Origin of the sequence: Pseudoalteromonas carrageenovora IAM 12662 (genome assembly GCF_900239935.1) — a bacterium.
Classification (GTDB): Bacteria; Pseudomonadota; Gammaproteobacteria; order Enterobacterales; family Alteromonadaceae; genus Pseudoalteromonas; species Pseudoalteromonas carrageenovora.
Genome location: NZ_LT965929.1, coordinates 653,121 through 678,958 on the forward strand (window position 1 = coordinate 653,121; position 25,838 = coordinate 678,958).

Sequence of the window (25,838 nt, forward strand, 5' to 3'; positions counted from 1 at the left end):
TGCCTAACTATACTTTTTTTAATTTTTGCAATTATTAGCAATGGATTATGCCTGCATACTTTTTTTTTATGTTACTTGGATTGTCTGAGCCATTAAAGTTTGGCTCAAATTTACCGACCACGTCACCCGACAACGCTGTAAATCAAGTACAATGTATTCTATATGAAATGGGTACACCTTTTAAGCTGCACACTTTACCTTGGCTTCGTGCTCGACGAGAAGTGAAACTTCACCGTTTAGATGGATACTTTACTACTCATTTAACGCCAGAAATGAAAGCATATGGAAAAATAACATCACCTGTTTTTTTAGAGAAGTGGTATTGGTTTACTCATCCAGATAGCGTTAATAAACCTGAAGAAAAAATACATTATGGTGCTGTAAGAGGAAGCTACCAAGCTAATTGGCTTAAATCTCAAAATATTCAGGTGCAAGTTGAAGTTAACTCTATAGAGGAAATAATCAAAATTTTACACCATCAAAGAGTAGACAGAATATTACTTGATTTAGATGATTTTGAGCATGTAACTTCACGTTTAGAAATAGATCAATCAGCTTACAGCAAAGAGTTTTTTCGGTATGTACCGCTAGGCTTGTTTGCTTCTAATTCTTTAATTAAACGCTTTCCTAATTTTATGAGTCAATTTGACGATAATCTTGCAACGTGCTCTCAAACTCCCTTTTCTTTATCAAAAAGCGAAAAAGATCACGTTTTAGGCTTTATATATAATCAAGCTAAAGCGTTAGCAGCGCAGGCAAGTTTAACAGAGCAAACTCTCATTAGTAACAGTTTGCCATTGAGCGAAGATGAGCTGATTAAAGCTGATAAGCAATGGCAAACAGAGGTGAAAAATGAGCAAGCCAAGTTAGGTAAATTAATGCTCGATAAAGCGTTATCTCAAAAGCTAAATGAATGGCAATCTCAATTTAATGGAAGAGTGACCGAGGTAATTCTTACGGATAACCAAGGTAAAAATGTAGCTATAAGTAAATTAACCTCTGATTACTGGCAAGGTGATGAAGATAAGTTCAATAAAGTATTCACGCTTATAGATGACTATTATTTTGATAATGTTGAATATGATGCATCTACCCATCACTTTCAAGTACAGCTAAGTATACCTGTATTTAATGAGCACTATAATCACATCGGGGTATTAATAATTGGTATTGATGTAGAAAAGGCCCTGCGTTTAAACGCTAGCTTAAGACGCTGATTAAGTATTACTTATCAGCGCTTTGAAGGTTAGATACTTTACGTATAACATTTTTAGTGACTTCATCTAACTTTATAAAATAGGCATTCCCGCCAATGCCTTTAAACTCTTCATCGGTAAATACAATAGTATTGTCATCATAAAAAGTAATAGCCTCTTTTTGAGTAACTATGCCTAAATCGATACGCGATACATCACCAGAGAAAAACTTATCACCTTTATAGTTTTCAAATAACCAAATACTTGTTGAATCTAAAAGTACTAGCTTTTTACGATCGGGGCTTAAAGCCGCAGATGTTATCCAGCACAGCTTTTCCATAGTGGTACAAGTTTTAAAAGAATCGATAAGCTGAGCGTCAAAATTAGCAGCATGATCGCCAACTTTATAAACATTTGTTATTCCATCAAAAGGTTCGGTGCGGTTTTTCGTGAATAAGTATAAATGACGCCCAAGTGCAACAAATGCTTCTAGGTCGTAGTTACGTTGCTCTGGTGTTACTGGGGTACCGTCAAGCTCAGGATAGGTAAATTTTATTATTTCAGCTTCGGTTGTATTGCCTTTAATATCGATTGGATTTTCTATTTTATAAATAGTTAGCCATTTGCGTTCGTTTTTATTATTACCAAAGTCACCTAAAAAAAAGTGCCCAAATTTATTTTGGGTCATGTCTTCCCAATCAATATTTTTAGCATTCGTCACTAAAATTTCTTTAGCAATAGAACCGTCTTTATTTAGTCTATAAAGCTTAGGCTCATCGCCACTGTCATTAATGGCCCACAAGCGTTGATGCTTATCAAATTCTATGCCTGAGATTTCTTTTAGTTTGGGGTCAACAGAAATCTCTTTTTTACTATATAAGGTGTATATTGAAGTACCAATAAATGCAGCTACAACTAAAAAAATAATGGCGGTAGTTATTAAAATGCTTTTTTTCAACATGAAATTAATTATATTTCAGAGTATTAGGATGCTGTGTATTATCCATGATGAAAGTATATAAAAAAAGAATTTAATACTTTTAATTTTATTTGGATTTAAGTGCCCTAAATATGTGTATATTGGGTATGTACCAGTTTTGTTGAGTTGGTTTAAATATTGCTCTGTATAAAAGTATCATTTTAAACGTAATATATTAATGATTAATGCACTTTGTTGGTGCGGTAAAAATAACATTTGCACTGTAATAAAGCGTAAATAAAGTTTTGCTTAACTAACAACACGTTTAATGATTTTGAATGGATTCCACATCGCCCTTTGATGTTAAATCGGCCCTGTGGCAAAGATTAAATACCCTTAATTGTTTAGTTGGAGCCTGTTATGTTGAATAAGCGTTTTTTTAAAACAAAAGATGAAGCTGAAGTAACTTTTGAATTTTCTCACCCTGAAGCAGAGCAAGTTTGTTTATTAGGTGAATTTACTGATTGGCAACCTGTGCCAATGAAGCTTAATAAAAAACAAGGCGTTTTTAAATTTAAACAACGCTTACCTGTAGACCAGCAATTTCACTTTCGTTATTTAGTAAATGGAGACATTTGGGATAACGATCATCAAGCCGACGGCTATATCGCAAATAATTTTGGTACTGAAAACAGCATAGTAAATACTCAACGCATTAATTAAGGCGGGTAAATGGACGCAATTTCGCAGTTGTTTTACCTGCATGGCATAGGCTATGAATTCACTAAGTATACAGGTGAACAGGTATTTTTTAGCGAAGACACGCGCAAACGTGCCTTACAATGTTGTGGCGTAGATACAAATAATGAAGCGCAAATAGCTCAACTAAATTATGATTTAGATGCCTCCAATTGGTTAGGTCTAGTCGCAAACGTTAGTTTGGTTGAGCAACAAAGCCCGCTCTTAAAAATTAAAATAGATGAGCGCCAGCAGAATTTACCAGTCAACATAACTGTACCTTCTTTGAATATAAATATTACACTCAATAATCTGTATAACTTAGCAGTCACAGGTGAATACTATTTACATGGTGTTCGTTATATCGAGCTTGCTGTGCCAATTAATGAAATGCCGATTGGCTATCATGATGCGGCTGTTAAAGTAGGTGAACAGCTTGCTCGTACTCAAATTTGGAGTGTTCCTGATCAGGTTTTTCAGGTTGAAGACGTAAAGCGTACGGGGCTTTCAATTCAGCTTTATACATTAAAAAATAAAGCACAATTAGGTGTAGGTGACTTTAACGATTTACTTGAGCTAACTGCTCTTTGTGGAACGAAAAATATGGATTATATATTACTTAATCCTCTGCATTTACTCTTTGCCAATATACCAGAGCGAGCAAGTCCATATAGCCCTAATAGCCGTGCGTTGCTTAATCCTCTTTATATTTCTGTCGCACTTAGTGCAGATGCACAAAATAATACGCAATTAAATGTACTTATGGATAGTGATGATGTAATTGATTTATTAAACGCAACCGATCAGTTTATTAATTACCATAAGGTTAGCCAGGTCAAATATGCTTTGTTTAAAGCGCTTTATAATCATTTTGAATTAACAGCCAGTAATGAAAGGCGTGAAGCGTTTGATAAATTTTGTAATGAAAATTTAAGTACACTTTCTACGCTAAATTCAACAGAGCCAGCATTTGATTATTACTTACAATGGCAAGCTACTGTGCAGTTAGCGCTTTGCCAACAAAGCTGTAAGGACCAAGGAATGGCGATTGGCTTAATCAACGACCTCGCCGTTGGTTGTGCTGGTGATGGAGCTGAATTTTATAATCAGCAAGCATTATTCTCTGAGGGAGCAAATGTTGGTGCACCGCCAGATCCATGGGCGGAAGCCGGACAAAACTGGGGGTTACCTGCATTAAATCCACAGAGCTTACAACATAACAATTATCAATATTACCGCTCTTTAATACGCGCCAATATGCAAAGTGTAGGCGGTTTACGAATAGATCATGTTATGGCAATTAGGCGTTTATGGTGGTGCTTTGAAACTAACGGGCACCAAGATGGTTGCTATGTTTACTATCCGTTTGAGCATTTACTCGCTATTTTAAAAATTGAATCGCATATCAATCAAAGCATTGTTATTGGTGAAGATTTAGGCATAGTTCCACCTGAAGTAAAACACGCGTTATCTACCAGTGGGATTTTTTCAAATAGTTTATTTTATTTTGAAAAACATCACGATGGTGAGTTTTTATCAGTAGATGACTTAGCGCCTCATTGCTTGTTAATGATAGCTAATCATGACGTGCCGCCTTTCTCGGGCTGGTGGTGTCACGATGATTTAAATATTAAACAACAATATGAATTGATTAATAAAAGTGAATACGAGCAACAAAAACAACAAAGAATTCAAGAGCAGCATAAGCTTTTACGTTTTATAAACAGCCACAGCAATAAACCTGAACTAGTATTAAATAGTAATGCAACAGATGTTTATGCTCAGCTAGCGCTTTGTTTAGCAGGTTCTCAATCAGGCCTATTCGCGCTACAAATAGATGATTTAGATGAGCAAAAGTACCCCGTTAACATCCCCGGTACAGATAAAGAGTATCCTAATTGGCGTCGTGTATTAACGCACTCAAGTAAAGATATTTTTACTAAAAATGCTCCGCTATTAGCTGCTATAGACTCAATAAGGAAAGGTTAAATGAGCAGTACAAATAATACAGAATATGATGAGCAGGTAAATGCATTAAATGCAGGGCGATTCAAAGACCCTTTTAGTTTTTTAGGGGCACATAAAACAAATTCAGATATAGAAATTCGTCTTTATTTACCCTCAGCGATCAGTGCAAGCATTACGTTAAATGAAAATAGTGTTGAAGCTAAACGATATAAAGACACTGATTTATTTATAGCTAAGGTAAAAGAGCTACCCACAAAGCCCTACCAATGCAGTGCTCAATATTCAAATACCCTCTCTACCTTTTATGACGAATATAGCTTTGAGAGCGCACTTGATACAGACGCCATGTATTTATTTAATGAAGGTAGCCTAGAACATGCTTACTCTCATTTTGGCGCCCATTTTAGCTCTTTGCAAAACGTAGAAGGTGTACGTTTTTGTGTTTGGGCACCTAATGCAGCAAGTGTATCTGTAATTGGTGAGTTTAATTTTTGGCAAGCTAATCGTCATTTTATGCGCTTTCATCCAGCAAGTGGTGTGTGGGAATTATTTATTCCTAAGCTTGAGGCTGATATGTGTTACAAGTTTGCTATTACTGCACAAAGTGGAGAAGTGCTTGAAAAAGCGGACCCTTTTGCTTTTAAAATGCAACAAGCACCGGGTACAGCAAGTGTTTTGCAATATAAACCTGAGCCAATAACGTTAAGTGAAAGTGCATTAACCAATAGGCAAAAGCGAAATCATATAGATGCGCCAATAAGCATATACGAAGTACATTTAGGCTCATGGCAGCGAGAAGAGAATAATCGTTATTTAAGTTACACAGAGCTTGCCGACAAACTAGTTAGCTATGCGCAAGAGATGGAGTTTACCCACCTACAACTTATGCCAATAAGTGAATACCCATTTGATGGCTCATGGGGCTATCAACCCGTGGGCTTATTTGCACCAACTAGCCGCTTTGGCGACTACAACAGCTTTAAATATTTTGTAGAGCAATGTCATAAAGCCAATATAGGTATATTACTTGATTGGGTGCCGGGTCATTTTCCTAGTGATCCGCATGGGTTACATCGATTTGATGGCACTCATTTATATGAGCATGCTGATATGCGCCAAGGTTTTCACCCTGATTGGAATACCTACATATACAACTACGACCGCCCAGAGGTAAAAAGCTTTTTAATTTCTAACGCGATGTATTGGCTACATCAATTTGGTTTGGATGGGCTGAGAGTAGACGCTGTAGCTTCCATGCTTTATTTAGATTACAGCCGAAAAGAAGGTGAATGGGTCGCTAATTGTTATGGCGGACGTGAAAACTTAGGTGCAATAGAGTGCTTAAAACAAGTGAACATGCGCAGCTACAAAAATAACCCTGGCATTATGATGGTGGCTGAAGAGTCAACGGCTTGGCCTGGTGTAACTCAAAGTGTTGAACACAACGGGCTTGGGTTTGGCTATAAATGGAATATGGGGTGGATGAACGACAGCCTTCATTATATGCAGCATGACCCTTTGTACCGTCAGCATCATCACCACGAAATGACCTTTTCTATGGTCTACGCTTTTAGCGAAAACTACATATTACCGCTTAGCCATGATGAAGTAGTTCATGGCAAAGGCTCTTTAATTGAAAAAATGCCAGGTGATGATTGGCAAAAATTTGCAAATTTACGCGCTTATTACGCATTTATGTGGGCGCATCCGGGTAAAAAACTATTGTTTATGGGCGGTGAAATAGCTCAGCGTAAAGAGTGGGGGCATGACCACTCTATCGATTGGCATTTACTTGAGCATCAAAGCCATAACGGAGTAAAGCTAACGGTTAAAGCACTTAATACTGTTTATAAAAATCAACCTGCTTTGTACGAGCTTGATTCTAGCGCTGCTGGTTTTACTTGGATTGATAATAACAACAACCAACAAAGTATTTTGAGCTTTGTACGTTATGCAAAAACTGCCAAAGACTTTGTCGTTGTTATTGCTAATTTTACACCCGCTTCGTATGAAAATTACGTCATTGGTGTACCAAATAAAGGGCAATATAAAGTTATCTTAAATACAGATGAAACACAGTTTTTTGGTTCAGGAATTAAAGTAACAGATAACCCATCGCAAATTGTAAACACAATCGATGAAGACAATCATGGTTTCAAGCAAAGTATTTCTATTGCCATTGGTGGCCTAACCACTATTTACTTACAAAAGGTTGATGATGAGTAATCTATTCGATGCTGCCCATGGCAATGTAGAGCCACTGGGTTCGAGTGTTAGTGATAACGGTGTAAACTTTTCGTTATATGCACCTAATGCAAGCCAAGCTTATGTCTGTTTGTTTGATAAAAGTGGTCATTCAGAAATTTTAAAAATGGCAATGAACATCAACGAAGGTGGCGTGTGGAGTATTCATATATCACCACTTAGCGCAGGGGCACTTTACGGTTTTAGGGTTGAAGGAGAATATAATCCATCACATGGTTTGCTGTTTAATGAAAACAAGTTACTAATTGACCCATACGCGAAAGACATTTTTGGTGAGTTTACATGGAGTGAGCGCCATTATGGGCAAATGCCAATTGGCACAAAAAGCTGTGTTAATAATTCTATTGATATTCCAAAATCTAAAGTAGCTGCTCAGGTTCATTACGAGCATAAGAAGCCAAAGCATCGCTGGTCTAATACTGTTATTTACGAATGCCACGTTAAAGGAACTACTTGTCGTCATCCTAAAATACCTAAATCTTTACAAGGTAAGTTTTTAGGGTTGAGTCACCCAAGTTTTATTGAGCATTTACATAATTTAGGCGTAACCGCAGTAGAGTTATTACCTGTTCATGCGTTTATTAGTGAACAATTTTTAACAGCCAAAGGGCTTCAAAACTATTGGGGTTACAACACACTAAACTTTTTTACTCCCCATAAAGACTATTTAGTAAATGACGATATAAACGAATTTAAGCAAATGGTTAAGCAGTTTCACGACGCCGACATAGAAGTGATACTCGACGTTGTTTACAACCACACAGCAGAAGCTGGTAACGATGGCCCAATATTGTCGCTGCGAGGGCTCGATAACTTAGCTTATTATCGTACTGCACACGATCAACCTAACGTATATATAAACGATACCGGCTGTGGTAACACCATAAATATTGATCACCCAAAAACATTACAACTAGTACTCGACAGCTTAAGGTATTGGGTTGAAGTGATGGGGGTTGATGGTTTTAGGTTTGATTTAGCGACTATTTTGGCACGTTCTAAATCGGGGTTTAGCTCTGGGCATACTTTTTTACAAGCCATTGCACAAGACCCCGTATTAAACAAAGTAAAGCTTATTAGTGAACCATGGGATATTGGCCCAGGCGGCTATCAATTAGGCGCATTTCCGCCACCTTGGCGAGAATGGAACGATCAATATCGTGATGTTATTAGGCGCTTTTGGCAAAGTGAAACCGGCATAATTGCAAACGTAGCTAAACGATTACATGGCTCGTTTGACATTTTTGAGCATAGCCAGCGAGGCCCACTCAATAGCATAAACTTTATAACCAGCCATGATGGTTTTACCCTTGCTGATTTAGTGAGTTATGAGCATAAACATAATGAAGCAAATGGCGAGCAAAACAGAGATGGTCACAGTGCAAATCACTCATTTAACTGTGGCGTAGAAGGTTTTACCAGTGACGTAAAAATAACATCACTAAGATTACAACAGCAAAAAAACTTTTTACTTACTTTAATACTGTCAAAAGGAGTGCCAATGATTGCTGCTGGCAGCGAAATGGCACATTCTCAAGGGGGGAATAACAATGCTTATTGTCAAAACAATCGCACGAGTTGGCTTGCATGGAAAGACTCACAGCTGAATCATTCTTTAACACGATTTATAGACGACGCCCTTAAAATTAGACGTGCACACAGTGCGTTTAAACACAGTGTATTTTTAGACGATATAGACGAGCGCTTTACAGTTAAATGGTTTACCGAGCAAGGTAAAACCATGACTGATGCACATTGGCATGAACAGACCAGACAATTTTTAATGTACAGCTTACTTGATAAGCAAAATAAACATGCATTGCTGATTGTATTTAATGCCAGTAAAAAAACAATTTTTTGCCAATTGCCACCTTCGCCAATTAAAGCGCAGTGGCAAATGGTTTTATCGAGTGTCAATAATGCATCTGCGAGAAGTAATGAAGATGCGATGGTTGAAATTTCAGCACAAAGTAGTTGGGTTTTTAGTGCCAATTTAGAGGACGTAGGTCATGGCTAAACAAGGTGAACAAGTGTGTGTAGTAAAGGGTTGGCAAGAAGGCCCTGTTATTGATGAAAGTACCCTTAAAGATGACTTAACACGGCATTTTTATTATACCCTCGGACGAGATAAAGTCGGCGAGTCGCAGCATTATTTGTATCATGCATTAGCACTTACTATTCGTGACAGACTTGTTGCGCGTTGTAGAGAAACAAACCAACAAATTAAACAAGATAAGCGCCGTAAAACGGCTTATTTATCGCTTGAATTTTTAATGGGGCGAGCTCTAGGCAACGCCGTATTAAACTTAGATTTAGATGAGCAAGTAAGCGCTGCACTGCAGGAGTATTGCACTTCAGTAGAAACGATTGAAGATGCCGAGCACGATGCTGGGCTTGGTAATGGTGGCCTAGGGCGTTTAGCGGCTTGTTTTTTAGATAGTTGCGCGAGTTTAGCGCTACCGGTTGTAGGTTATGGCCTGCGTTACGAATACGGTATGTTTAATCAATCAATTAAAGATGGCAACCAAATAGAGCAGCCTGATAATTGGCTTAGGGAAGGTCATCCTTGGGAGCTTAGTGCGCCTGAGCATGCTAAACGCGTAAAATTTGGCGGCTATGTACAAAGCTACACAGATAAATACGCACGTGAGCATCGTCAATGGATAAGCTCACAGGATGTATTAGCTGTACCTTATGATGTACCTGTACCTGGTTATAAAAACAATATTGTAAATACACTTCGCTTATGGAAATCAGAGGCAACTGATGAATTTAACTTAACCGAGTTTAATGCTGGCAGTTACTCAGAAGCGGTTGCGCAAAAAAACTTAGCAGAGCAAATTACGATGGTGCTGTATCCAAACGATAGCAGCGAAAATGGTAAAGAACTTAGGTTACGCCAACAATACTTTTTGTCATCTGCAAGTATTCAAGACATTGTTGATCAGTGGGTAAGCCAACATGGCGAAAACTTTACAGACTTTGCTGATTATCATGTATTTCAATTAAACGATACCCACCCAAGCATTGCAGTGGCAGAGCTGATGCGTATTTTAATTGATGACTACGAGCTTGATTGGGATGATGCGTGGCAAATTACGACTAAAACAATGGCCTACACAAATCATACGTTACTTCCAGAAGCGCTGGAAAAATGGTCTGTATCGTTGTTTGCAAAACTTTTACCGCGCATATTAGAAATAGTATTTGAAATAAACGCACGCTTTTTAGCGCAAGTTGCCCAGCAATGGCCTGGAGACGTTGAAAAACAACGTGCGCTGTCGCTTATAGAAGAGAGTGACGAGCCGCAAATTCGCATGGCTTATTTAGCTATTGTGGGTAGTTACTCTGTAAATGGTGTTGCGGCACTGCACACAGAATTATTAAAAGCAGGTTTATTTAAAGAGTTTTACGAACTTTGGCCAAACAAATTTAATAATAAAACCAATGGTGTTACCCCAAGGCGTTGGCTTGCGCATTGTAATGTGAGCTTAAGCGAATTAATTAGCGAAAAAATTGGTAAAGATTGGGTTAAAGAGTTTTCTAAAATTAGTGATTTACGCCGATTTTATGATGACAAAAAATTTCATGGTCAATGGCAAAACGCTAAGCGCGAAAACAAGCAACGTTTAGTTGATTTAGTTAAAGCGCGATGTGATGTTGAATTTGATGTGTCAATGATGTTTGACGTACAGGTAAAACGTATTCACGAGTACAAACGTCAGCTTTTAAATATATTACATGTTATTCATTTGTACGACCGTATTCGCCGTGGCGACACTCAGGGTATAGTACCTCGCTGTGTATTATTAGGCGGTAAAGCTGCACCGGGTTATTACATGGCTAAAAAAATAATCAAGCTGATTAATAATGTCGCTGAGGTTATTAATAAAGACCCTTTAGCAGCGCCCTATTTACGAGTCGCATTTTTACCAAACTACAATGTAACGGCAATGGAAACTATATGCCCAGCAACAGATTTATCAGAGCAAGTATCTACAGCAGGTAAAGAAGCTTCTGGCACTGGTAATATGAAGTTTATGATGAATGGTGCACTGACTATTGGCACATTAGATGGTGCAAACATTGAAATTAGAGATGCTGTTGGCGCTGATAACTTCTTTTTGTTTGGTGCACAAGCGCACGAAATTGACGATATTAAATCGCGTTACAACCCCGAACATATAATTGCGCAAAATAGTGATTTAAATAATGTAATGCAACTTCTTCAAAGCGGGCATTTCAATTTATTTGAACCATGCTTATTTGAAGACATTACAAATTCAATAAAGAGCCCACACGATCCATGGCTCACTGCACATGATTTTGAAAGCTATGTAGCGGCGCAAAAAGAGGTTGATAAAGCCTATGCAGATCAAACCTACTGGACACAAATGAGTATTTTAAATACGGCAGCCAGTGGTATGTTTTCAAGTGATAGAACCATAAGCCAATACAGTGAAGATATTTGGCATTTAGAACCCCTCAATATTAGTGAAACAGACTTAACGACAACTACAAGCCATGCCACTAACAGCCTAGACTAAATGGAGAGAGTATTATGCCTAATTATGCAAATCGCTACATAAGTAGCCTAACCAGAGAAACTTACGCGTTAATACTGGCAGGCGGACGCGGTTCTCGCCTGCATGAGCTAACAGATTGGCGTGCAAAGCCTGCAGTTTATTTTGGCGGAAAGCATCGAATTATTGATTTTCCGCTATCAAACTGTATTAACTCTGGTGTGAGGCGTGTCGGTATTGCCACACAATATAAGTCGCACTCATTAATACGACACGTTAACCGAGCATGGGGACACTTTAAAAAGGAGCTTGGAGAATCTGTAGAGATTTTGCCTGCATCTCAGCGCCAAGGTGATGATTGGTATTGTGGTACCGCAGATGCCGTATTTCAAAACATAGATATTATTCGTCACGAGCTCCCTAAGTGCGTGATGATTTTATCAGGCGATCATGTTTATCGTATGGATTATGGTGCGCTACTTGCTGAGCATGTTCAAAAGGGCGCAGATATGACTGTTTGCTGCTTAGAAGTGCCAGTTGAAGAAGCTGCAGATACCTTTGGTGTTATGACCGTGGATGAGCAAAGCAGAGTATGTCGTTTTGACGAAAAGCCAGCTATGCCAAGTTCAGTACCAGGTAAACCAGGGACGTGTTTAGCCTCTATGGGGAATTACGTATTTAATACTGAATTTTTATTTGAACAGCTAAAGAAAGATGCTGAAAATGAGGGCTCAGGACGCGATTTTGGGCACGATATAATCCCAGCCATTATTGAAGAGCATAATGTGTTTGCTTTTCCATTTAGAGATCCACTTCAAGAAGGTCAGCCTTATTGGCGCGATGTAGGTACGCTTGATTCATTTTGGGAAGCCAATATGGAGCTAGTAATGCCAGAGCCACAACTTGATTTATACGATCCAACATGGCCAATATGGACATATCAAGAGCAGTTACCGCCAGCCAAATTCATTTTTGATGACGATGATAGACGCGGAATGGCACTGGACTCAACCGTTTCGGGTGGCTGTATAATTTCAGGCTCAGTGGTCAGAAAATCATTGTTGTTTTCTAATGTGCATGTTCGCTCTTTTTGTACCATTGAGGAGTCCGTTATTTTACCCGGTGCAGTAATAAATCGTGGCTGTAAAATTAAACGCGCGATAATTGATAGAAGCTGTGAAATACCGGCAGGGCTTGAAATTGGTATTGATCGCAAAGCAGATCAAGAAAATGGCTTTAGAGTGTCTAAAAAGGGCATAGTACTTGTCACCCGTGATATGCTCACTGAGCTTGCAAAAAAGTTAGAGCGTCAATCCCAAGAGAATAAAAAGCTAGCGTAACAATTAGCTAAATAAGCACGACAACACAAGCTTGCTCATATTTGAGCAAGCTAATATAGGTTTATAGGAAGTAGTGAATTAATGCATGTATTAATGGTTGCAGCAGAAAACGACGCGTTACCAGGCGCAAAAGTAGGTGGCGTTGCGGATGTGGTTCGTGACGCACCAAAAGCGCTTGCAGAGCAAGGCATAACAGTTGATGTGGTGATCCCCGATTATGGTATACACGATCTAAATCGAACTCACATTGGTGATGTAACCGTTGCTTTTAATGCTCATCCACATGTATTAACACTTTTTAAAGTAGAGCAGAGTCAAAGTAATGTAACGCAAATTGTTATTAGCCATCCATTATTTAGTAATTCGGGCAGTGTGTATTGTAACGATGCCCCAGGGAGACCTTTTGCAACTGATGCAACCAAGTTTGCTTTGTTTAATGCAGCTGTGTGTGAAGCGTTATTGCAAGGTGTATTAAAACGCCCAACAGCGCTTCATTTACATGATTGGCACAGTGCATGTGTTGCTGTTTTACTTAAATTCGAACCACGTTATCAAACATTAAGTAACTTAAACATTGCCTACACAGTTCATAATATTGCACTGCAAGGAATAAGACCTTTTAAGTATGACGACTCAAGCCTAGAGGCGTGGTTTCCTTCACTTAGTTACGATGGGCAGCAACTGTGTGATCCCCGCTATCCACATTGCTTTAACCCTATGCGCAGTGCAATTAACTTGGCAAATAAGGTTCACCTAGTGTCGCCAACGTATAGTCAAGAAGTACTAAAACCGAGTAATTATGAGCATGGTTTTTTTGGTGGTGAAGGGTTAGAGCAAGACCTAAAAAATGCCGCAGACAAAGGAAAACTCGTTGGTATTTTAAATGGCTGTGAATACCCCAATAGCACAGATAAAAAAGTATCAATGGATGATTTATATAGCCAAGCACAAGACACCTTATTTAACTGGATGGCAAAAACGCCACAGCTTGAAAGTGGCTACTATATTGCTCATCAACGACTACAGCAGTTTATGGCATCACCTGTTAAAGGGCCATTAGTTACAAGTGTTGGCAGACTTACTGAGCAAAAAGTGTTGCTGTTGTGTCAGTCTATTGAAAGCTCATTAGTTATCGATGAAGTGTGCAAAATAGTGGATGAATTTAATGGCCGGATTATTATATTAGGTTCAGGAGATGAAGCACTAGAAGAGGCGTTTACTAAAGCAATGGCGCGCAATGCAAATCTTTTATTTTTGAAAGGTTACGGACAAGGCGTTGGTGATTTAATGTATCAATTAGGCGATTTATTTTTAATGCCTAGCTCATTTGAACCTTGTGGTATTAGCCAAATGCTGGCAATGCGAGCAGGGCAGCCTTGTTTGGTTCACAGTGTTGGCGGACTAAAAGATACCGTAAAGCATAATGACAACGGTTTTAGTTTTAATGCTGGTACGCTTAGTAAGTAAGCCGATTCACTGCTAAAGTGTTTAGATGAAACACTAACGTTACACAAAGAACAGCCTAAGCAATGGCAAAAAATTAAAGCTAATGCTAAGGGTGCGCGTTTTTCGTGGACTCAAGTGGCAACTGATTATATTTCATACTTATATCAATAAAGTTAATGTAAATATACTTTAGCTCCGTGACATAGCAGCTTATTTACGTTATTAATTACTTGGTATTGGTAAATTTAATAAAAGTAGGTAATGTGTCTGTATTTGTTGCAAGACAAGCAATATTTAATCGTCGTCAAAACGTAGTTGCCTACGAGTTGCTATTTAGGGACAGCCCTAAAAATTATTTCCCTGATATTTGTGAAGGCGAAGCCACTGCGCGCCTAATAATGGAAAACCAATTAAATCTCGGAACTCGCCATATTACCTCGGGTAAAAAAGCATTAATAAATATCGGCCCTGAATCGTTAGAGCTTGATTTATGTGCGTTTTTACCTTGCCAAGATGTTGTAATTGAATTGCTCGAAACCATAGAGCCAAACGATGAAAATTACGAGATGTGTCGTGACTTATTTCATCGTAATTACAAATTAGCACTTGATGATTTTGTTTATAAACCGCAGTGGGATAGGTTTTTAAAGCTTGTTAAATTAATAAAGTTTGATATTTCAATTACACCATTAAGTGAAATAACACCCGTAATAAAAAAGCTCCAGAAGCACAAAAAAATAAAACTATTAGCTGAAAAATTAGAAACCCAAGAGGATTTTGAATTAGCCCATAAAATGGGGTTTGATTATTTTCAAGGGTACTTTTTTGCAAAACCCACCATGGTCAAACAAAACGACATTGATTATAACTATGCTTTAGTCGTCGCTATTTACGCAGAGATAATGAAACCCAGTCCAGATATAAAAGCGATTGCTGGTTTGTTTGAACTTGATGCTGCGTTAGCCTATAAGTTGCTTAGATTAATCAATAGTGGTGTTTTTCCTATTCAAAGTAAAATATCATCACTTAAACAAGCTTTGGTTTACCTTGGGCACGAGCGATTAAAAAAGTTTGTGAGTCTTATTGTTACTGCACACACAGCAGGTAAGAAGCCAGCAGAACTTATGCAAGTGTGTGTTGTGCGTGCTCGCTTTTGCGAGTTAATTGCAAAAAAAGTCGCTAAGCAGCAATCAGGAGAAGCTTTTTTAACTGGGCTATTTTCATTACTCGATGCAATACTTGATCAACCAATGAGCCTACTCGTTGAAAAACTTCCTTTTCCAGATGAAATAAAAGCCGCGCTTTTAAATGAAAAAAACACCCTTTATTATATTTTGAATGTGGTTAAAGCGTACGAAACTGGAAGCTGGTGGGCGCTTGAACAAGCTGTAATATTAATTAATCTCGATAGCAAAGTATTACCTAACTTATATCAACAAGCTGTTGATTGGGCAGATAATTATAAAAATAAAAGTTAAAGGAAATTAAATCTCAGTTATGCGTAATTATAATATGGATTTTATACGCGGTATTGCAGTGCTTTGCCTTGTTTACATGAACGGTTATGCTTTTGGATTAGGGGAATATATCTATACACCATTAGCTACTCCACCTTTTAGCGATGCTGTTATTCAAACCCTTAGTAGTATTTTTATTGATGGGCGTTTTAGAACGCTGTTCAGCCTTCTTTTTGGTGCTGGCCTATTTATTCAGTGGCAGCGCTACAAATCAACTATTCCTATAAAAGCGAGACTGTATTGGCTCATTATTTTTGGTTTGGCACATGGTTTTTTACTTTGGGCTGGCGATATTTTATTTGTTTACGGAGTATGCGGTTGGTGGGTGCTTAAATTTGTAGAAACTAATAATAATATGCTTTTAAAAAGAGGCATTATATTTATGTTATTAGCTTGCGCAGTGACCTTTTTGTTTTTAATGAACTTGCCTGATGAGAATATTCACCGCGACTCTCAAGCATTTATAGATTTATATAGCCCGCACTATAAGGACTATTTTATCAGTAACTTAGGTTACAATATGATTGCAGTTGTAGCGGTTCCATTCTTAGCTTTTTTGATGTTTTCTGGCATTATGCTCATTGGAATATACTTATATAAGTTGGAGGTATTTACCAAAGGGCTTACTTCGCAGCAGTTATTTGTGTGCGTTAGTGGGGCGTTTGTTTTTACAAGCTTAAGGCTTTTAATACTTCAGGGAAATGATGGTTTAAGTATAGCTACTCAAGAATTAGTAAATACATTTGCAGCGCTTTTTATAGCCGTGCTTTATATTCATATCATAGTTAAATTTTGCAATAACAGGGTACACGTTGGCACGCTTATTCAACAAGCAGGGCGATTAGCATTCACCTTATATATAAGCCAAACCATAATGCAATTACTGCTTTATAAAGTTTTATTTCCGCAGTGGGTATTAAGCTTTAACCGCATAGATTATTGGTTAGTGGCAACCGCTTTGGTCATTGTGCAACTGTTATTTACAGCGCTATATAGCCGCTTTTATATACAAGGGCCGCTTGAATTTATATGGCGTAAGCTCACTCAATTAAAAATTAGTACTTAAACACCTATTTATATTAAATTAGGGGCGAAAAATAAGTGTGTGTGGTTTACACTAGTCGCCTTTAAAATTACGACTGTTAAGTGCCATGACCGAATTAAAACGTTTAAATAAATTTATAAGTGAAACCGGGTTTTGCTCACGTCGTGAAGCCGATAAATATATTGAGCAGGGTCGTGTTACGGTTAATGGTAATATTCCAGAAATGGGCGTAAAAGTAGCAGATACTGATACCGTTTTGATTGATGGTAACCCCCTTCGCGCAAAACCAAAGCGTGTCTATATTGCTTATAATAAACCGGTTGGTATTACGTGTACCACCGAGAGTAAAATTCAAAGTAACATAGTTAAAGCCGTTAACTACCCAACTCGTATTTTCCCTATTGGACGATTAGATAGACCATCAGAAGGGCTAATCTTTTTAACCAACGAAGGCGATATCGTAAATAAAATTTTGCGTGCTGGTAATAACCACGAAAAAGAATACGTGGTGACAGTTGATAAACCACTAAACCGCCAATTTGTGCCCAAAATGGCAAACGGCATCCCTATTTTAGATACTGTTACCAAAAAGTGTAAAGTGACCCAAACGGCTCCTCAAGAATTTAAAATTGTTCTTACTCAGGGCTTAAACCGCCAAATTCGCCGTATGTGCGAATACTTAGGCTATGAAGTTGTGACATTAAAACGTACACGCATTATGAACGTGACGCTTAAGGGCTTAAAAGTAGGGCAGTGGCGTCATTTAACCGATGTAGAAATGGCGCAAATTAACGACTCGATAGCCGATTCGGGTAAAACGCAAGAGCACTCGGTTGATAACAACAAGCAAAATAGCATGAGTAATAACAATAAAGGCGAGCCTAAAAAGCGTGATTTTCAGGGCGAAAACCCACGTGCATTTAATAATGAACGAGGCACCCGCACGCAAAGAAGTAATTCACCCTATCAAAAACGCTCTACTACCTATGTAGGTAAAGGTGGAGCTAGTAAAAATACGCAAGACGATAATAAAAACTCAAATAACAATAAGCCAGCAAATCGTAAAGCTCGTTCATCTGGCACGTTAAGTTTAAAAAAGTAGTGTATTAAAAGCTCAACTACCACTGTATTTGATGAACTACAGACCCTAGTGGGCTTTTAACGCCCACTATGTTTATTTTCTCATTTTTTAGCCGCTTTAATGCTGGTTTATCTAAATACCACCTAAAAGAGCGCTTTCTGTAAGTTTGTAAATCAAGCACAACCAGTTTTGCGCAGTTGTATTCGTAATCACTCGGACACGCCTCTACAGCCAGTAGCTGGTACTCTTGCTGCCAGCTATTGTCGCTATAATAATACGTCCATAACTTTACTGAAATACAAAAAGCAGCCCACAGCCATAAGTAAACTAAAAAAGGTATAAACAAAATACCAAGCCACCCGCGAAGCTTTCCATCGTGCTAGGGCCTGTTGACCTTTCAGGATTAAAATTTGTTCAAACTAGGGGCGGTTTAATCGTGGCGCGAGGTTTGTAACCTAGTGGACTAAGTAAAAACTGAGCAACAAAGAGTAAATTGCCCCTAGGCAGAACCCTCCGGGCAGCGCATGTTTGGCATTTATTCCACGTTATCGCCTATTTATGGGGAATAACCACACTACATAGGCTCTGCCTTGCCTAAATGCCAAACACACTGCTGCAAATTTAACCTCGAAAGATAAACAGGCCCTACATAGTCTTTAAAATTTGATTTAAACGTTATGCATGCGTTGTACTTTTTGTATCCGTACATCCCCCCTGCAATACTAATTATTACTGACAAAACAGGAAGCAGCTTATGTGTTAAAAAATTAGAAGCGGTATTGGCAATAAAGGGGGGATCGAGATTTTCATCCCAAGCAATAAAAAATAGGGGTGGGAATAGTAAACTAGCGGTAATTATTATTCTAAAAAGTTGTTTTGCTGTCATTTGAGGGGTTATTTATAAAACACAACGCCAATATAAAGTAAAAAAAGCCCTAAATAAATGGCTAATGCAGATATGCTGTTTTTAGAGCGCAGTCGTTTAATTAAATCGTAAGTACCGTCAAACATGTCTGTTATTACCAGTGTAATACCGCCAGTGAACCGGTAGTTGTTTAAATCTACATTGCCATTTTCGTCGATTATAAAGCGAAAATAGCCAAAGAGAATACAAATATAACCTAGTTTATTAAGTCCATCTTTAACCTCGGTTTAAATAATAAAAAACGCAGCTACTGTGAGGTAAGCTGCGTTTTAAACATCCTCTAAGGCGCTTTTAAATTACTTTCTAGGCTCGTAGTCTATTCTAAATACAACAGTATAAAGCACAGGCACTACGATAAGCGTAAGTATGGTTGCAAAGCCTAAACCAAACATAATAGTTACTGCCATTGACTGGAAGAACACGTCAAACAACAGTGGGATCATACCTAAAATGGTGGTAATAGCCGCCATGGCTACAGGGCGTACACGGCTAACGCCAGATTCAAACACAGCTTGGTAAGGCGATTTACCATCGCGAAGCTCGAGATTTATTTGATCGACTAACACAATGCCGTTTTTAATTAGCATCCCGCTTAAACTTAGTAATCCAAGTAGTGCCATAAAGCTAAATGCCGCATTCATTATTAACATACCCGCACTTACACCAATAATAGCAAGTGGCACTGTAGCCCAAATAACTAAAGGTTGTTTAAGTGAGTTGAATAACACTACGGTTACCGCAAACATAGCTAAATAGCCTAACGGTAATGAGCCAAAAATAGCCGATTGCGCATCAGATGACGATTCATATTCGCCGCCCCATTCTAACTTATAACCACGCGGAAGCTCTATTGCTTCTACAGGCCCTCGTATACGGGCAAATAATTTAGCAGCGGTTTCGTCACCTAAAACGTTTTGATCGGCCATTACCGTTATTGTACGTTTACGGTCGCGGCGCATAATTAGGCTGTCTTCCCATTCAACCACAAATTCGTCAACCACTTGCGTTACTGGCACAAATACACCCAGTACAGGGCTGTATATTTGTAAATCGTGAACGCTTTCTACATTTAGGCGCTCATTTGCCGGTGAGCGAGCAATAATTGGCAGTAGTTGTGTACCATCGCGGTATACACCCACTTGCTTGCCTGAAAGGCTAGTAAGCAGTACATCATCAAGGTCTGACTTACTAATACCTAAGCGGCGCGCTTTTTGTTCGTTAAATTGTGGACGAATCATTTTAGTACGTGCCCGCCAATCATCACGAATATTATAAGCCCCTTCATCCTGTGCTATAACGTCTTCTGCTTTAGCCGCTAGCTTTCTAAGGACTACAGGGTCTGGGCCTGTAAAGCGTGCTTCAATTTTAGCATCGGTTGAGGGGCCAATTTCCATAGGCTTAATTTTAAGTTCAGCTGAAAGCGGTGTATTTTGCGAGTATTCACGCACTTTTTGCATTACTACAGCCACCGCCTCGCGGCTTTTTACTCTAATAATGAGCTGCCCGTAGGACGAGTACGACTTTTGTGGTGCATAAGTAAGCATAAAGCGCGGAGCACCTTGGCCGGTTGTACTGGTTATTTCCTCTACGAGCTCTTCTTTTTGAAGGTAGTTTTCTAGCTTTTTAATGCCATCAAGCGTTGCACGTATATCTGAGCCTTGCTGCTGCCAGTAATCTACATAAAACATCGGCGTGTTAGACGCAGGGAAAAACGATTGTTTAACCGCACCAAAACCAACCACAGCCGAGCAAAGGAGCACGACCATAAGCACAAGCGTGGTTTTACGATAATGCATAGACACATCTAAAAGTGCTTTATAGCCGGTAAAAATAAAGCCTTGGTATGGGTCGTCATCTTCCTCATCGCCCTCAGCATTTTTAGCTTTTTTAAACTCATCTTGTTTAAACATTAAATTTGCAAAAAATGGCGTAAGAGTTATGGCGGTGATCCAGCTTAGTAAAAGCGATATAAACAATACCCAAAATAAGCTACCCGCAAATTCACCCGTAGCATCAGAACTTAAGCCAATAGGGGCAAACGCAGTAATACCAATAACTGTAGCGCCTAGTAGCGGCCATTTAGTTTGTTCTACAATATTAACTGCAGCTTTTAACTTAGTTTGGCCACGCTTTAAATTTATTAATATGCCTTCGGTTACTACTATGGCGTTATCTACCAGCATACCAAGGGCAATAATAAGCGCACCCAGAGAAATACGTTGCAAGTCTATCGCGAACAACTTCATAAATATAAAGGTGCCTAAAACGGTTAGTAATAAAATACCGCCAATTAAAATACCACTTTTTAACCCCATAAATATAAGCAGTACCACAATTACAATGGCAATAGCTTCTACAAGGCTTACAATAAAGCCATCTACCGATTTTTCTACTTCTTTAGGTTGGTTATATACCGATTCAACATGAATGCCATGTGGGCGTTGATATTCAAGCTCTGCTAAGTGCTCGTCAATACGTTTACCTACATCAACTACGTTCACGCTATTCATAAACGAGACACCAATTAAAAGCGCTTGTTCTGAGTTGTAGCGAATAACATTGCTGGGTACTTCTGCGTATTCTCTAAATACTTTGGCTACATCACCTAAGTAAATAAGCTCGCTAGCACCGGGTTTTGAAATAAGCAGGGTTTCGAGCTCTTTAACATCTTTAAATTCGCCGGTTGGGTGAAAGCGTATAGACTCATCACCCACTCTAATTTTACCTGCGTTAGAGACTGTATTTTGCGATTGCAGTAAACCAAAAATATGGCTTGGGGCAATACCTAGCTGCGCTAATTTACGCGTAGACACTTCAACCATTACTTGAGGCTGTTGCTCACCAGCAATGGTCACTTTACTCACACCTTTAACGAGTACGAGTTCACGCTTTAAGTAATCGGTGTAATCTTTAAGTTCATCATATGAGTAGCCATCGCCGGTAACCGCATACATAACGCCGTATACATCACCAAAGTCATCTAAAATGGTGCTTGGGTAAACGCCACTAGGAAGAGAGGGGGAAAGGTCATTAATTTTACGGCGCATTTCATCCCAAATTTGGCGCAGCTGTTCTTTTCGGTAGGTGCTTTTCATTTCTACCGAAATTTGAGATTTACCATTTGATGAAATAGAGGTCACATAATCAACATATGGGAGTTGCTGAATCGCATTTTCAATAGGGAAGGTGACTTCTTCCTCGACTTGCTGTGGCGATGCCCCCGGGTACATGGTAATAACCATGGCTGTTTTAAGTGTAAACTCAGGGTCTTCTAGTTGGCCTAAATCAAAGTACGACACACTTCCGCCAATTAACAGCAGTAGTGCAAACATCCAGCTAATTACTTTTTTCTCTATGGAGAGTTGCGCAAAGCTCATAATTATAAGCCTCGCTCTTTATTCCATGGACGTACTTTCATGCCTTCATCTAATGAGTGTACGCCAGCAGAAACGACAATTTGGCCTTCTTTAATGCCGCTTAGCACTTCAATGCCGTCGCGGTGTACTTGGCCTACTTTAACGGCTTGTTTATTAACAACACCGGTTTCTGGGTTATATATCCACACATAGGCGTTATCCGACACGCTTTCTTTAGCTTCTGAAAAAACTGACTCAACTGGTAAAATAGTGTAAGCCACTTGCGAGCTAGTAACTTTTGATAAATCAATAAATACACGCCCAGTCATACCGGCAAGTAAATTAAAGTCTTTAGGTACTGGCAGCGAAAAAACAACTTGGTAGGTAAGCGTAGTTGGATCAGCCTGTGTATCCCACTCTTTTAAATCAAGGGTGTATTCTTTGTTAGCAAAACCATCAAACACAACGGTAGGGTGGTAATCGCTGCCTTTTTTAATGCGCGCTATTATTTTTTCAGGAACTTGTATTTCTACATCCATTAAATCGCGGGTTTCTAAACGTAAAATATTTTGCTTGGCTTGAATGTTTTCAAAGTTTTTAACAAATACTTTAGCTACAGTGCCTGCAAATGGTGCGCGTAATTCGCTGTATTCTAAATTTGTTTCCGCTATTTTAAAGGCAGATTCAGCTACCTGCATATTAGCCAATGCTTCATCGTATTCTGATTGGCTCGCGATTCTTTTCTCAAGTAATTGCTCAATACGACCAAGTTGCGACTTAGCAAGCTCAAAGCGGGCTTTTCTATCATCGTATTGTAGTTGAAAGTCTTCTGGGTCGAGCTTTGCCAGTAGCTGACCTTTTTTAACTTCCTCACCTGCTAAAACCGGAAACTCAACAAGCTCACCATTTACTCTAAACGCCAAGTAAGAGCCTTGGTTTGCAACCACTTCAGCAGGAAAACTGCGTACATTTGTTTGCGAATCATGTCCAATATTAAATAATTTAACAGGCCTTATTGGCTCTTCTTTTACTTGCTTTTCTGGCTCAGAACAGGCCATTAAGGTAAGTAAAGTCGTAGTAAGTATACATAGACGAAAGAGTTTCATGTCTTCTCCGTGGCAATGATGGGCAAAATAATTAAGTGCAGGATACGCTGCAACCATATAAAATAAAATTCATTAAATTTTAGAAACATAATAAGTTTTATTTATGATCATGTTGAGCGCAGTATGAAGCTGAATCAATTACAAATTTTAGATGCCATTGTACAAAGTGCAAGTTTGAGTGGCGCGGCGCTTAAATTACATAAAACTCAACCAGCGCTTACACTTGCCATAAAAAACCTTGAAGCAAAAATAGGTTTTGAGTTACTTGATAGAACCAAGTACCGATTACAGTTAACTGAAAAAGGCCGTGTTTTTCACCGCGAAGCACAAGAATTATTGCATGCAAATGATGAGCTAGCACAGCTTGCTAAAGAGCTTGCTTTGGGTAACGAGCCACAATTTAGAATATGCTATGAGCAAATTTGCCAAAAGCAAAGTTATAACGAGATCATAAGTAATACTTTTAGGCTATTTAAACGCACAGAGTTTAATTTAACCAGTGGCAAACGCTTTGTTTCTTTAGAGCAAGTAAATAGCGGCCAAGTAGAGTTAGGCATTGGCCCATGGTTTGATTTATTTCATGCAACAGGGCACCTAGAAAGTCTGCCAATAGGTAAATTTAATATTGGTATAATTGCAGCGGCCAATACGTTTCCAAAACATATCACCTTTAACGAATTACAAAATTACCCCTGTTTGGCTATGTTTGAAAGCGACTTAAATATAGACAGCGACAAGCTTTCGTATTCAAAAGGCTCAGCCTTAATGAAAATAGATGATGTAACCAATTTAAAGTCGTTTTTATTACAAGGCGCAGGTTGGGCAATGATGAATATAGATTACTGCGCCCCAGAAATAGAAGCCGGGCTGTTGCAGCAAATACAGATAAACGACAGAGAAGATGAGTTTGGTATAGAAGTGCGTGCATTTAGGCGTGATGCAATACATCATGGCCCCGTTGCGCGCTCTATTTGGGAGCAATTTAAAGTACTCAGTGAGGCTTACGTTAATGACCGCTGATATTGATAAAGAAACCCTCATTTACACCATTATTGCAAATATACCTGCAGGTTTTGTAGCAAGTTACGGGCAAGTAGCAACGCTTGCCGGTTATCCGCAAAATTCACGCTTAGTAGGGCGCCTTTTAAAGCAAATGCCAGATGATTCTATTATACCGTGGCACAGAGTAGTAAACAGCCAAGGTAAAATATCATTTCCCGAAGGCAGTGATAAATACCAAGAACAACGCCAAAAGCTATTATCAGAAGGTGTTAGTTTTAAGAATAATAAAGTTAATATGCGCGAGTGTAGATGGCAATAGTGAACGTATAATCGTAAAAGAGCTTTTAAAGGCTGCTTTATTATAAGTGTGCTGCTTACTTTTTTTAGCTATCGTAAATCTACAACAAATTGGGCTTTTTAGTTCTACTTTTAGCACAACCTCCTTATCTAGCTTCATAAATGAAAAACTTACAATGATAAGTGAAATATTTTCTATTTTTTACACAACAAAAATATATACGGCAAAGTAAAAACACCTCTACACATACCTATACCTTCATTAATTCAATTTAGCGTCGAGATTTGGCATAACACTTGAAATACTTATTTGTTGTAAATAGATTTTGAGCATACCAAATGTTGGCTCAAAGGCGCGTTTAAAAATGGTATCTCATTTGCAAAAAGGTAAAAAGTAAGTAATCCCCAAGCCATCTTAAATTTGACTGATAAATTATTTTAAAAATACGTTTTTTCACATCGCTAGTGATGAATAATCGAGGTGATTAAGTGTAGATATTTAATTTCAGCATGAGGGTTATAAAAACCAAATATTAAGGACTAAAAAAACTATGACTGACCCAACTTTAGTTATTTTAATGTACTTTGTGATCCCTGTTTGGCTTGTCGCTGGCATTGCTGATTGGTTTTGTCATCGACGTAGTAATATTTCTACAACCAGCGGTGCTAAAGAGTCATTTATCCATTTATTAATGTTTGCCGAAGTGGGCATTCCGTTAATCTTAGTTTTAATTTTTGAAGTTAATAGTTTAATTATTGCCATTTGTATTGTGTTGTTTTTTCTTCATGAGCTTACAGCAATGTGGGATGTAACTTATGCGGTAAGTAAGCGAAGGGTAGGGCCGGTAGAGCAACATATACATAGTTTTTTAGAAATGATACCCCTATTAGCTTTGGTTTTAATTATTGCGCGCCATTGGGGACAATTTACCGCTTTATTTACATCAGGCGGCTTTCCTCCTGACTTTACGTTGCAATTAAAAGCATCTCCTTTACCAATAACTTACTTGGCAACTGTGCTATTTATAGCACTCGCGTTAGAGTTTACACCTTATTTAGAAGAGTTCATTCGCGGTATACGTGCTAAAAAAGATAACACTTAATCTGCTTGAGT

The 25,838-nt window shown here is 38.5% G+C and carries 18 protein-coding genes and 1 pseudogene; 14 read left to right on the forward strand and 5 right to left on the reverse strand.

The window, feature by feature from the left end; all coding sequences use genetic code 11:
- Positions 1 to 47 precede the first annotated feature (47 nt).
- Complete coding sequence (locus ALFOR1_RS19190; protein ID WP_104644074.1) at positions 48 to 1,217, forward strand: cache domain-containing protein; 1,170 nt, start codon at positions 48 to 50, stop codon at positions 1,215 to 1,217.
- Between the two features lie 7 nt (positions 1,218 to 1,224).
- On the opposite strand, the gene ALFOR1_RS19195 is transcribed toward ALFOR1_RS19190, so the two are convergent.
- Complete coding sequence (locus tag ALFOR1_RS19195; RefSeq protein WP_104644075.1) at positions 1,225 to 2,157, reverse strand: hypothetical protein; 933 nt, start codon at positions 2,155 to 2,157, stop codon at positions 1,225 to 1,227.
- A gap of 378 nt (positions 2,158 to 2,535) precedes the next feature.
- On the opposite strand from ALFOR1_RS19195, the gene ALFOR1_RS19200 reads away from it, so the two are divergent.
- The 10 genes and pseudogenes from ALFOR1_RS19200 (at position 2,536) to rluF (ending at position 18,059) form a co-directional block, all read left to right on the forward strand.
- Positions 2,536 to 2,838 (forward strand): isoamylase early set domain-containing protein, encoded by a 303-nt coding sequence (locus tag ALFOR1_RS19200; protein ID WP_058550241.1) that lies wholly within the window; start codon positions 2,536 to 2,538, stop codon positions 2,836 to 2,838.
- A 9-nt stretch (positions 2,839 to 2,847) separates the two neighbouring features.
- Positions 2,848 to 4,842, forward strand: coding sequence for a 4-alpha-glucanotransferase (malQ, locus tag ALFOR1_RS19205; RefSeq protein ID WP_104644076.1), 1,995 nt, complete (start codon positions 2,848 to 2,850; stop codon positions 4,840 to 4,842).
- Complete coding sequence (glgB, locus tag ALFOR1_RS19210) at positions 4,843 to 7,047, forward strand: 1,4-alpha-glucan branching protein GlgB (protein ID WP_104644077.1); 2,205 nt, start codon at positions 4,843 to 4,845, stop codon at positions 7,045 to 7,047.
- Positions 7,040 to 9,103 (forward strand): glycogen debranching protein GlgX, encoded by a 2,064-nt coding sequence (glgX, locus tag ALFOR1_RS19215; RefSeq protein ID WP_104644078.1) that lies wholly within the window; start codon positions 7,040 to 7,042, stop codon positions 9,101 to 9,103. The genes glgB and glgX overlap by 8 nt, the downstream gene beginning before the upstream one ends.
- The gene (locus ALFOR1_RS19220; RefSeq protein WP_104644079.1) at positions 9,096 to 11,633 is read left to right on the forward strand and encodes a glycogen/starch/alpha-glucan phosphorylase; all 2,538 of its coding nucleotides are present in this window, start codon (positions 9,096 to 9,098) and stop codon (positions 11,631 to 11,633) included. Before glgX ends, ALFOR1_RS19220 begins: the two co-directional genes overlap by 8 nt.
- Positions 11,634 to 11,647: 14 nt before the next feature.
- Entirely contained in the window at positions 11,648 to 12,949 is a 1,302-nt protein-coding gene (gene glgC, locus ALFOR1_RS19225) for a glucose-1-phosphate adenylyltransferase (RefSeq protein WP_104644080.1), read from the forward strand.
- Positions 12,950 to 13,030: 81 nt separating this feature from the next.
- Positions 13,031 to 14,566, forward strand: a pseudogene (locus ALFOR1_RS19230) (glycogen synthase).
- A 92-nt stretch (positions 14,567 to 14,658) separates the two neighbouring features.
- Positions 14,659 to 15,873 carry an EAL and HDOD domain-containing protein gene (locus ALFOR1_RS19235; RefSeq protein WP_104644184.1) on the forward strand — a complete coding sequence of 405 codons (1,215 nt, stop codon included), beginning with the start codon at positions 14,659 to 14,661 and terminating at the stop codon, positions 15,871 to 15,873.
- 34 nt (positions 15,874 to 15,907) lie between these two features.
- The gene (locus ALFOR1_RS19240) at positions 15,908 to 16,978 is read left to right on the forward strand and encodes a DUF418 domain-containing protein (protein ID WP_058550248.1); all 1,071 of its coding nucleotides are present in this window, start codon (positions 15,908 to 15,910) and stop codon (positions 16,976 to 16,978) included.
- A gap of 85 nt (positions 16,979 to 17,063) precedes the next feature.
- Positions 17,064 to 18,059, forward strand: a complete 996-nt coding sequence (gene rluF, locus ALFOR1_RS19245) for a 23S rRNA pseudouridine(2604) synthase RluF (RefSeq protein WP_104644081.1) — start codon at positions 17,064 to 17,066, stop codon at positions 18,057 to 18,059.
- A 16-nt stretch (positions 18,060 to 18,075) separates the two neighbouring features.
- On the opposite strand, the gene ALFOR1_RS19250 is transcribed toward rluF, so the two are convergent.
- The 4 genes from ALFOR1_RS19250 to ALFOR1_RS19265 form a co-directional block, all read right to left on the reverse strand.
- Entirely contained in the window at positions 18,076 to 18,384 is a 309-nt protein-coding gene (locus ALFOR1_RS19250) for a hypothetical protein (protein WP_174818521.1), read from the reverse strand.
- A 228-nt stretch (positions 18,385 to 18,612) separates the two neighbouring features.
- Positions 18,613 to 18,924, reverse strand: a complete 312-nt coding sequence (locus ALFOR1_RS19255) for a hypothetical protein (protein WP_174818520.1) — start codon at positions 18,922 to 18,924, stop codon at positions 18,613 to 18,615.
- A 335-nt stretch (positions 18,925 to 19,259) separates the two neighbouring features.
- Positions 19,260 to 22,340, reverse strand: a complete 3,081-nt coding sequence (locus tag ALFOR1_RS19260; RefSeq protein ID WP_104644083.1) for an efflux RND transporter permease subunit — start codon at positions 22,338 to 22,340, stop codon at positions 19,260 to 19,262.
- A 2-nt stretch (positions 22,341 to 22,342) separates the two neighbouring features.
- Entirely contained in the window at positions 22,343 to 23,425 is a 1,083-nt protein-coding gene (locus ALFOR1_RS19265) for an efflux RND transporter periplasmic adaptor subunit (protein WP_104644084.1), read from the reverse strand.
- Between the two features lie 123 nt (positions 23,426 to 23,548).
- On the opposite strand from ALFOR1_RS19265, the gene ALFOR1_RS19270 reads away from it, so the two are divergent.
- The 3 genes from ALFOR1_RS19270 to ALFOR1_RS19280 all read left to right on the forward strand — a co-directional run bounded on the left by ALFOR1_RS19270 (position 23,549) and on the right by ALFOR1_RS19280 (position 25,827).
- A complete protein-coding gene (locus ALFOR1_RS19270; RefSeq protein WP_104644085.1) occupies positions 23,549 to 24,445 on the forward strand; it encodes a LysR family transcriptional regulator in 897 nt (298 codons plus the stop codon).
- Positions 24,435 to 24,746, forward strand: a complete 312-nt coding sequence (locus ALFOR1_RS19275; RefSeq protein WP_104644086.1) for an MGMT family protein — start codon at positions 24,435 to 24,437, stop codon at positions 24,744 to 24,746. The genes ALFOR1_RS19270 and ALFOR1_RS19275 overlap by 11 nt, the downstream gene beginning before the upstream one ends.
- A gap of 529 nt (positions 24,747 to 25,275) precedes the next feature.
- Positions 25,276 to 25,827 carry a diguanylate cyclase gene (locus ALFOR1_RS19280; RefSeq protein ID WP_104644087.1) on the forward strand — a complete coding sequence of 184 codons (552 nt, stop codon included), beginning with the start codon at positions 25,276 to 25,278 and terminating at the stop codon, positions 25,825 to 25,827.
- Positions 25,828 to 25,838 lie beyond the last annotated feature (11 nt).

Excerpts from the sequence above, each read along its gene's own strand:
- ALFOR1_RS19265 (WP_104644084.1), bottom strand. The coding sequence starts at position 23,425 with ATGAAACTCTTTCGTCTATGTATACTTACTACGACTTTACTTACCTTA.
- glgB (WP_104644077.1), top strand. The coding sequence starts at position 4,843 with ATGAGCAGTACAAATAATACAGAATATGATGAGCAGGTAAATGCATTA.
- ALFOR1_RS19200 (WP_058550241.1), top strand. The coding sequence starts at position 2,536 with ATGTTGAATAAGCGTTTTTTTAAAACAAAAGATGAAGCTGAAGTAACT.
- ALFOR1_RS19190 (WP_104644074.1), top strand. The coding sequence starts at position 48 with ATGCCTGCATACTTTTTTTTTATGTTACTTGGATTGTCTGAGCCATTA.
- ALFOR1_RS19195 (WP_104644075.1), bottom strand. The coding sequence starts at position 2,157 with ATGTTGAAAAAAAGCATTTTAATAACTACCGCCATTATTTTTTTAGTT.
- glgX (WP_104644078.1), top strand. The coding sequence starts at position 7,040 with ATGAGTAATCTATTCGATGCTGCCCATGGCAATGTAGAGCCACTGGGT.
- ALFOR1_RS19270 (WP_104644085.1), top strand. The coding sequence starts at position 23,549 with ATGAAGCTGAATCAATTACAAATTTTAGATGCCATTGTACAAAGTGCA.
- malQ (WP_104644076.1), top strand. The coding sequence starts at position 2,848 with ATGGACGCAATTTCGCAGTTGTTTTACCTGCATGGCATAGGCTATGAA.
- ALFOR1_RS19255 (WP_174818520.1), bottom strand. The coding sequence starts at position 18,924 with ATGACAGCAAAACAACTTTTTAGAATAATAATTACCGCTAGTTTACTA.
- ALFOR1_RS19260 (WP_104644083.1), bottom strand. The coding sequence starts at position 22,340 with ATGAGCTTTGCGCAACTCTCCATAGAGAAAAAAGTAATTAGCTGGATG.
- glgC (WP_104644080.1), top strand. The coding sequence starts at position 11,648 with ATGCCTAATTATGCAAATCGCTACATAAGTAGCCTAACCAGAGAAACT.
- ALFOR1_RS19240 (WP_058550248.1), top strand. The coding sequence starts at position 15,908 with ATGGATTTTATACGCGGTATTGCAGTGCTTTGCCTTGTTTACATGAAC.
- ALFOR1_RS19280 (WP_104644087.1), top strand. The coding sequence starts at position 25,276 with ATGACTGACCCAACTTTAGTTATTTTAATGTACTTTGTGATCCCTGTT.
- rluF (WP_104644081.1), top strand. The coding sequence starts at position 17,064 with ATGACCGAATTAAAACGTTTAAATAAATTTATAAGTGAAACCGGGTTT.
- ALFOR1_RS19275 (WP_104644086.1), top strand. The coding sequence starts at position 24,435 with ATGACCGCTGATATTGATAAAGAAACCCTCATTTACACCATTATTGCA.
- ALFOR1_RS19220 (WP_104644079.1), top strand. The coding sequence starts at position 9,096 with ATGGCTAAACAAGGTGAACAAGTGTGTGTAGTAAAGGGTTGGCAAGAA.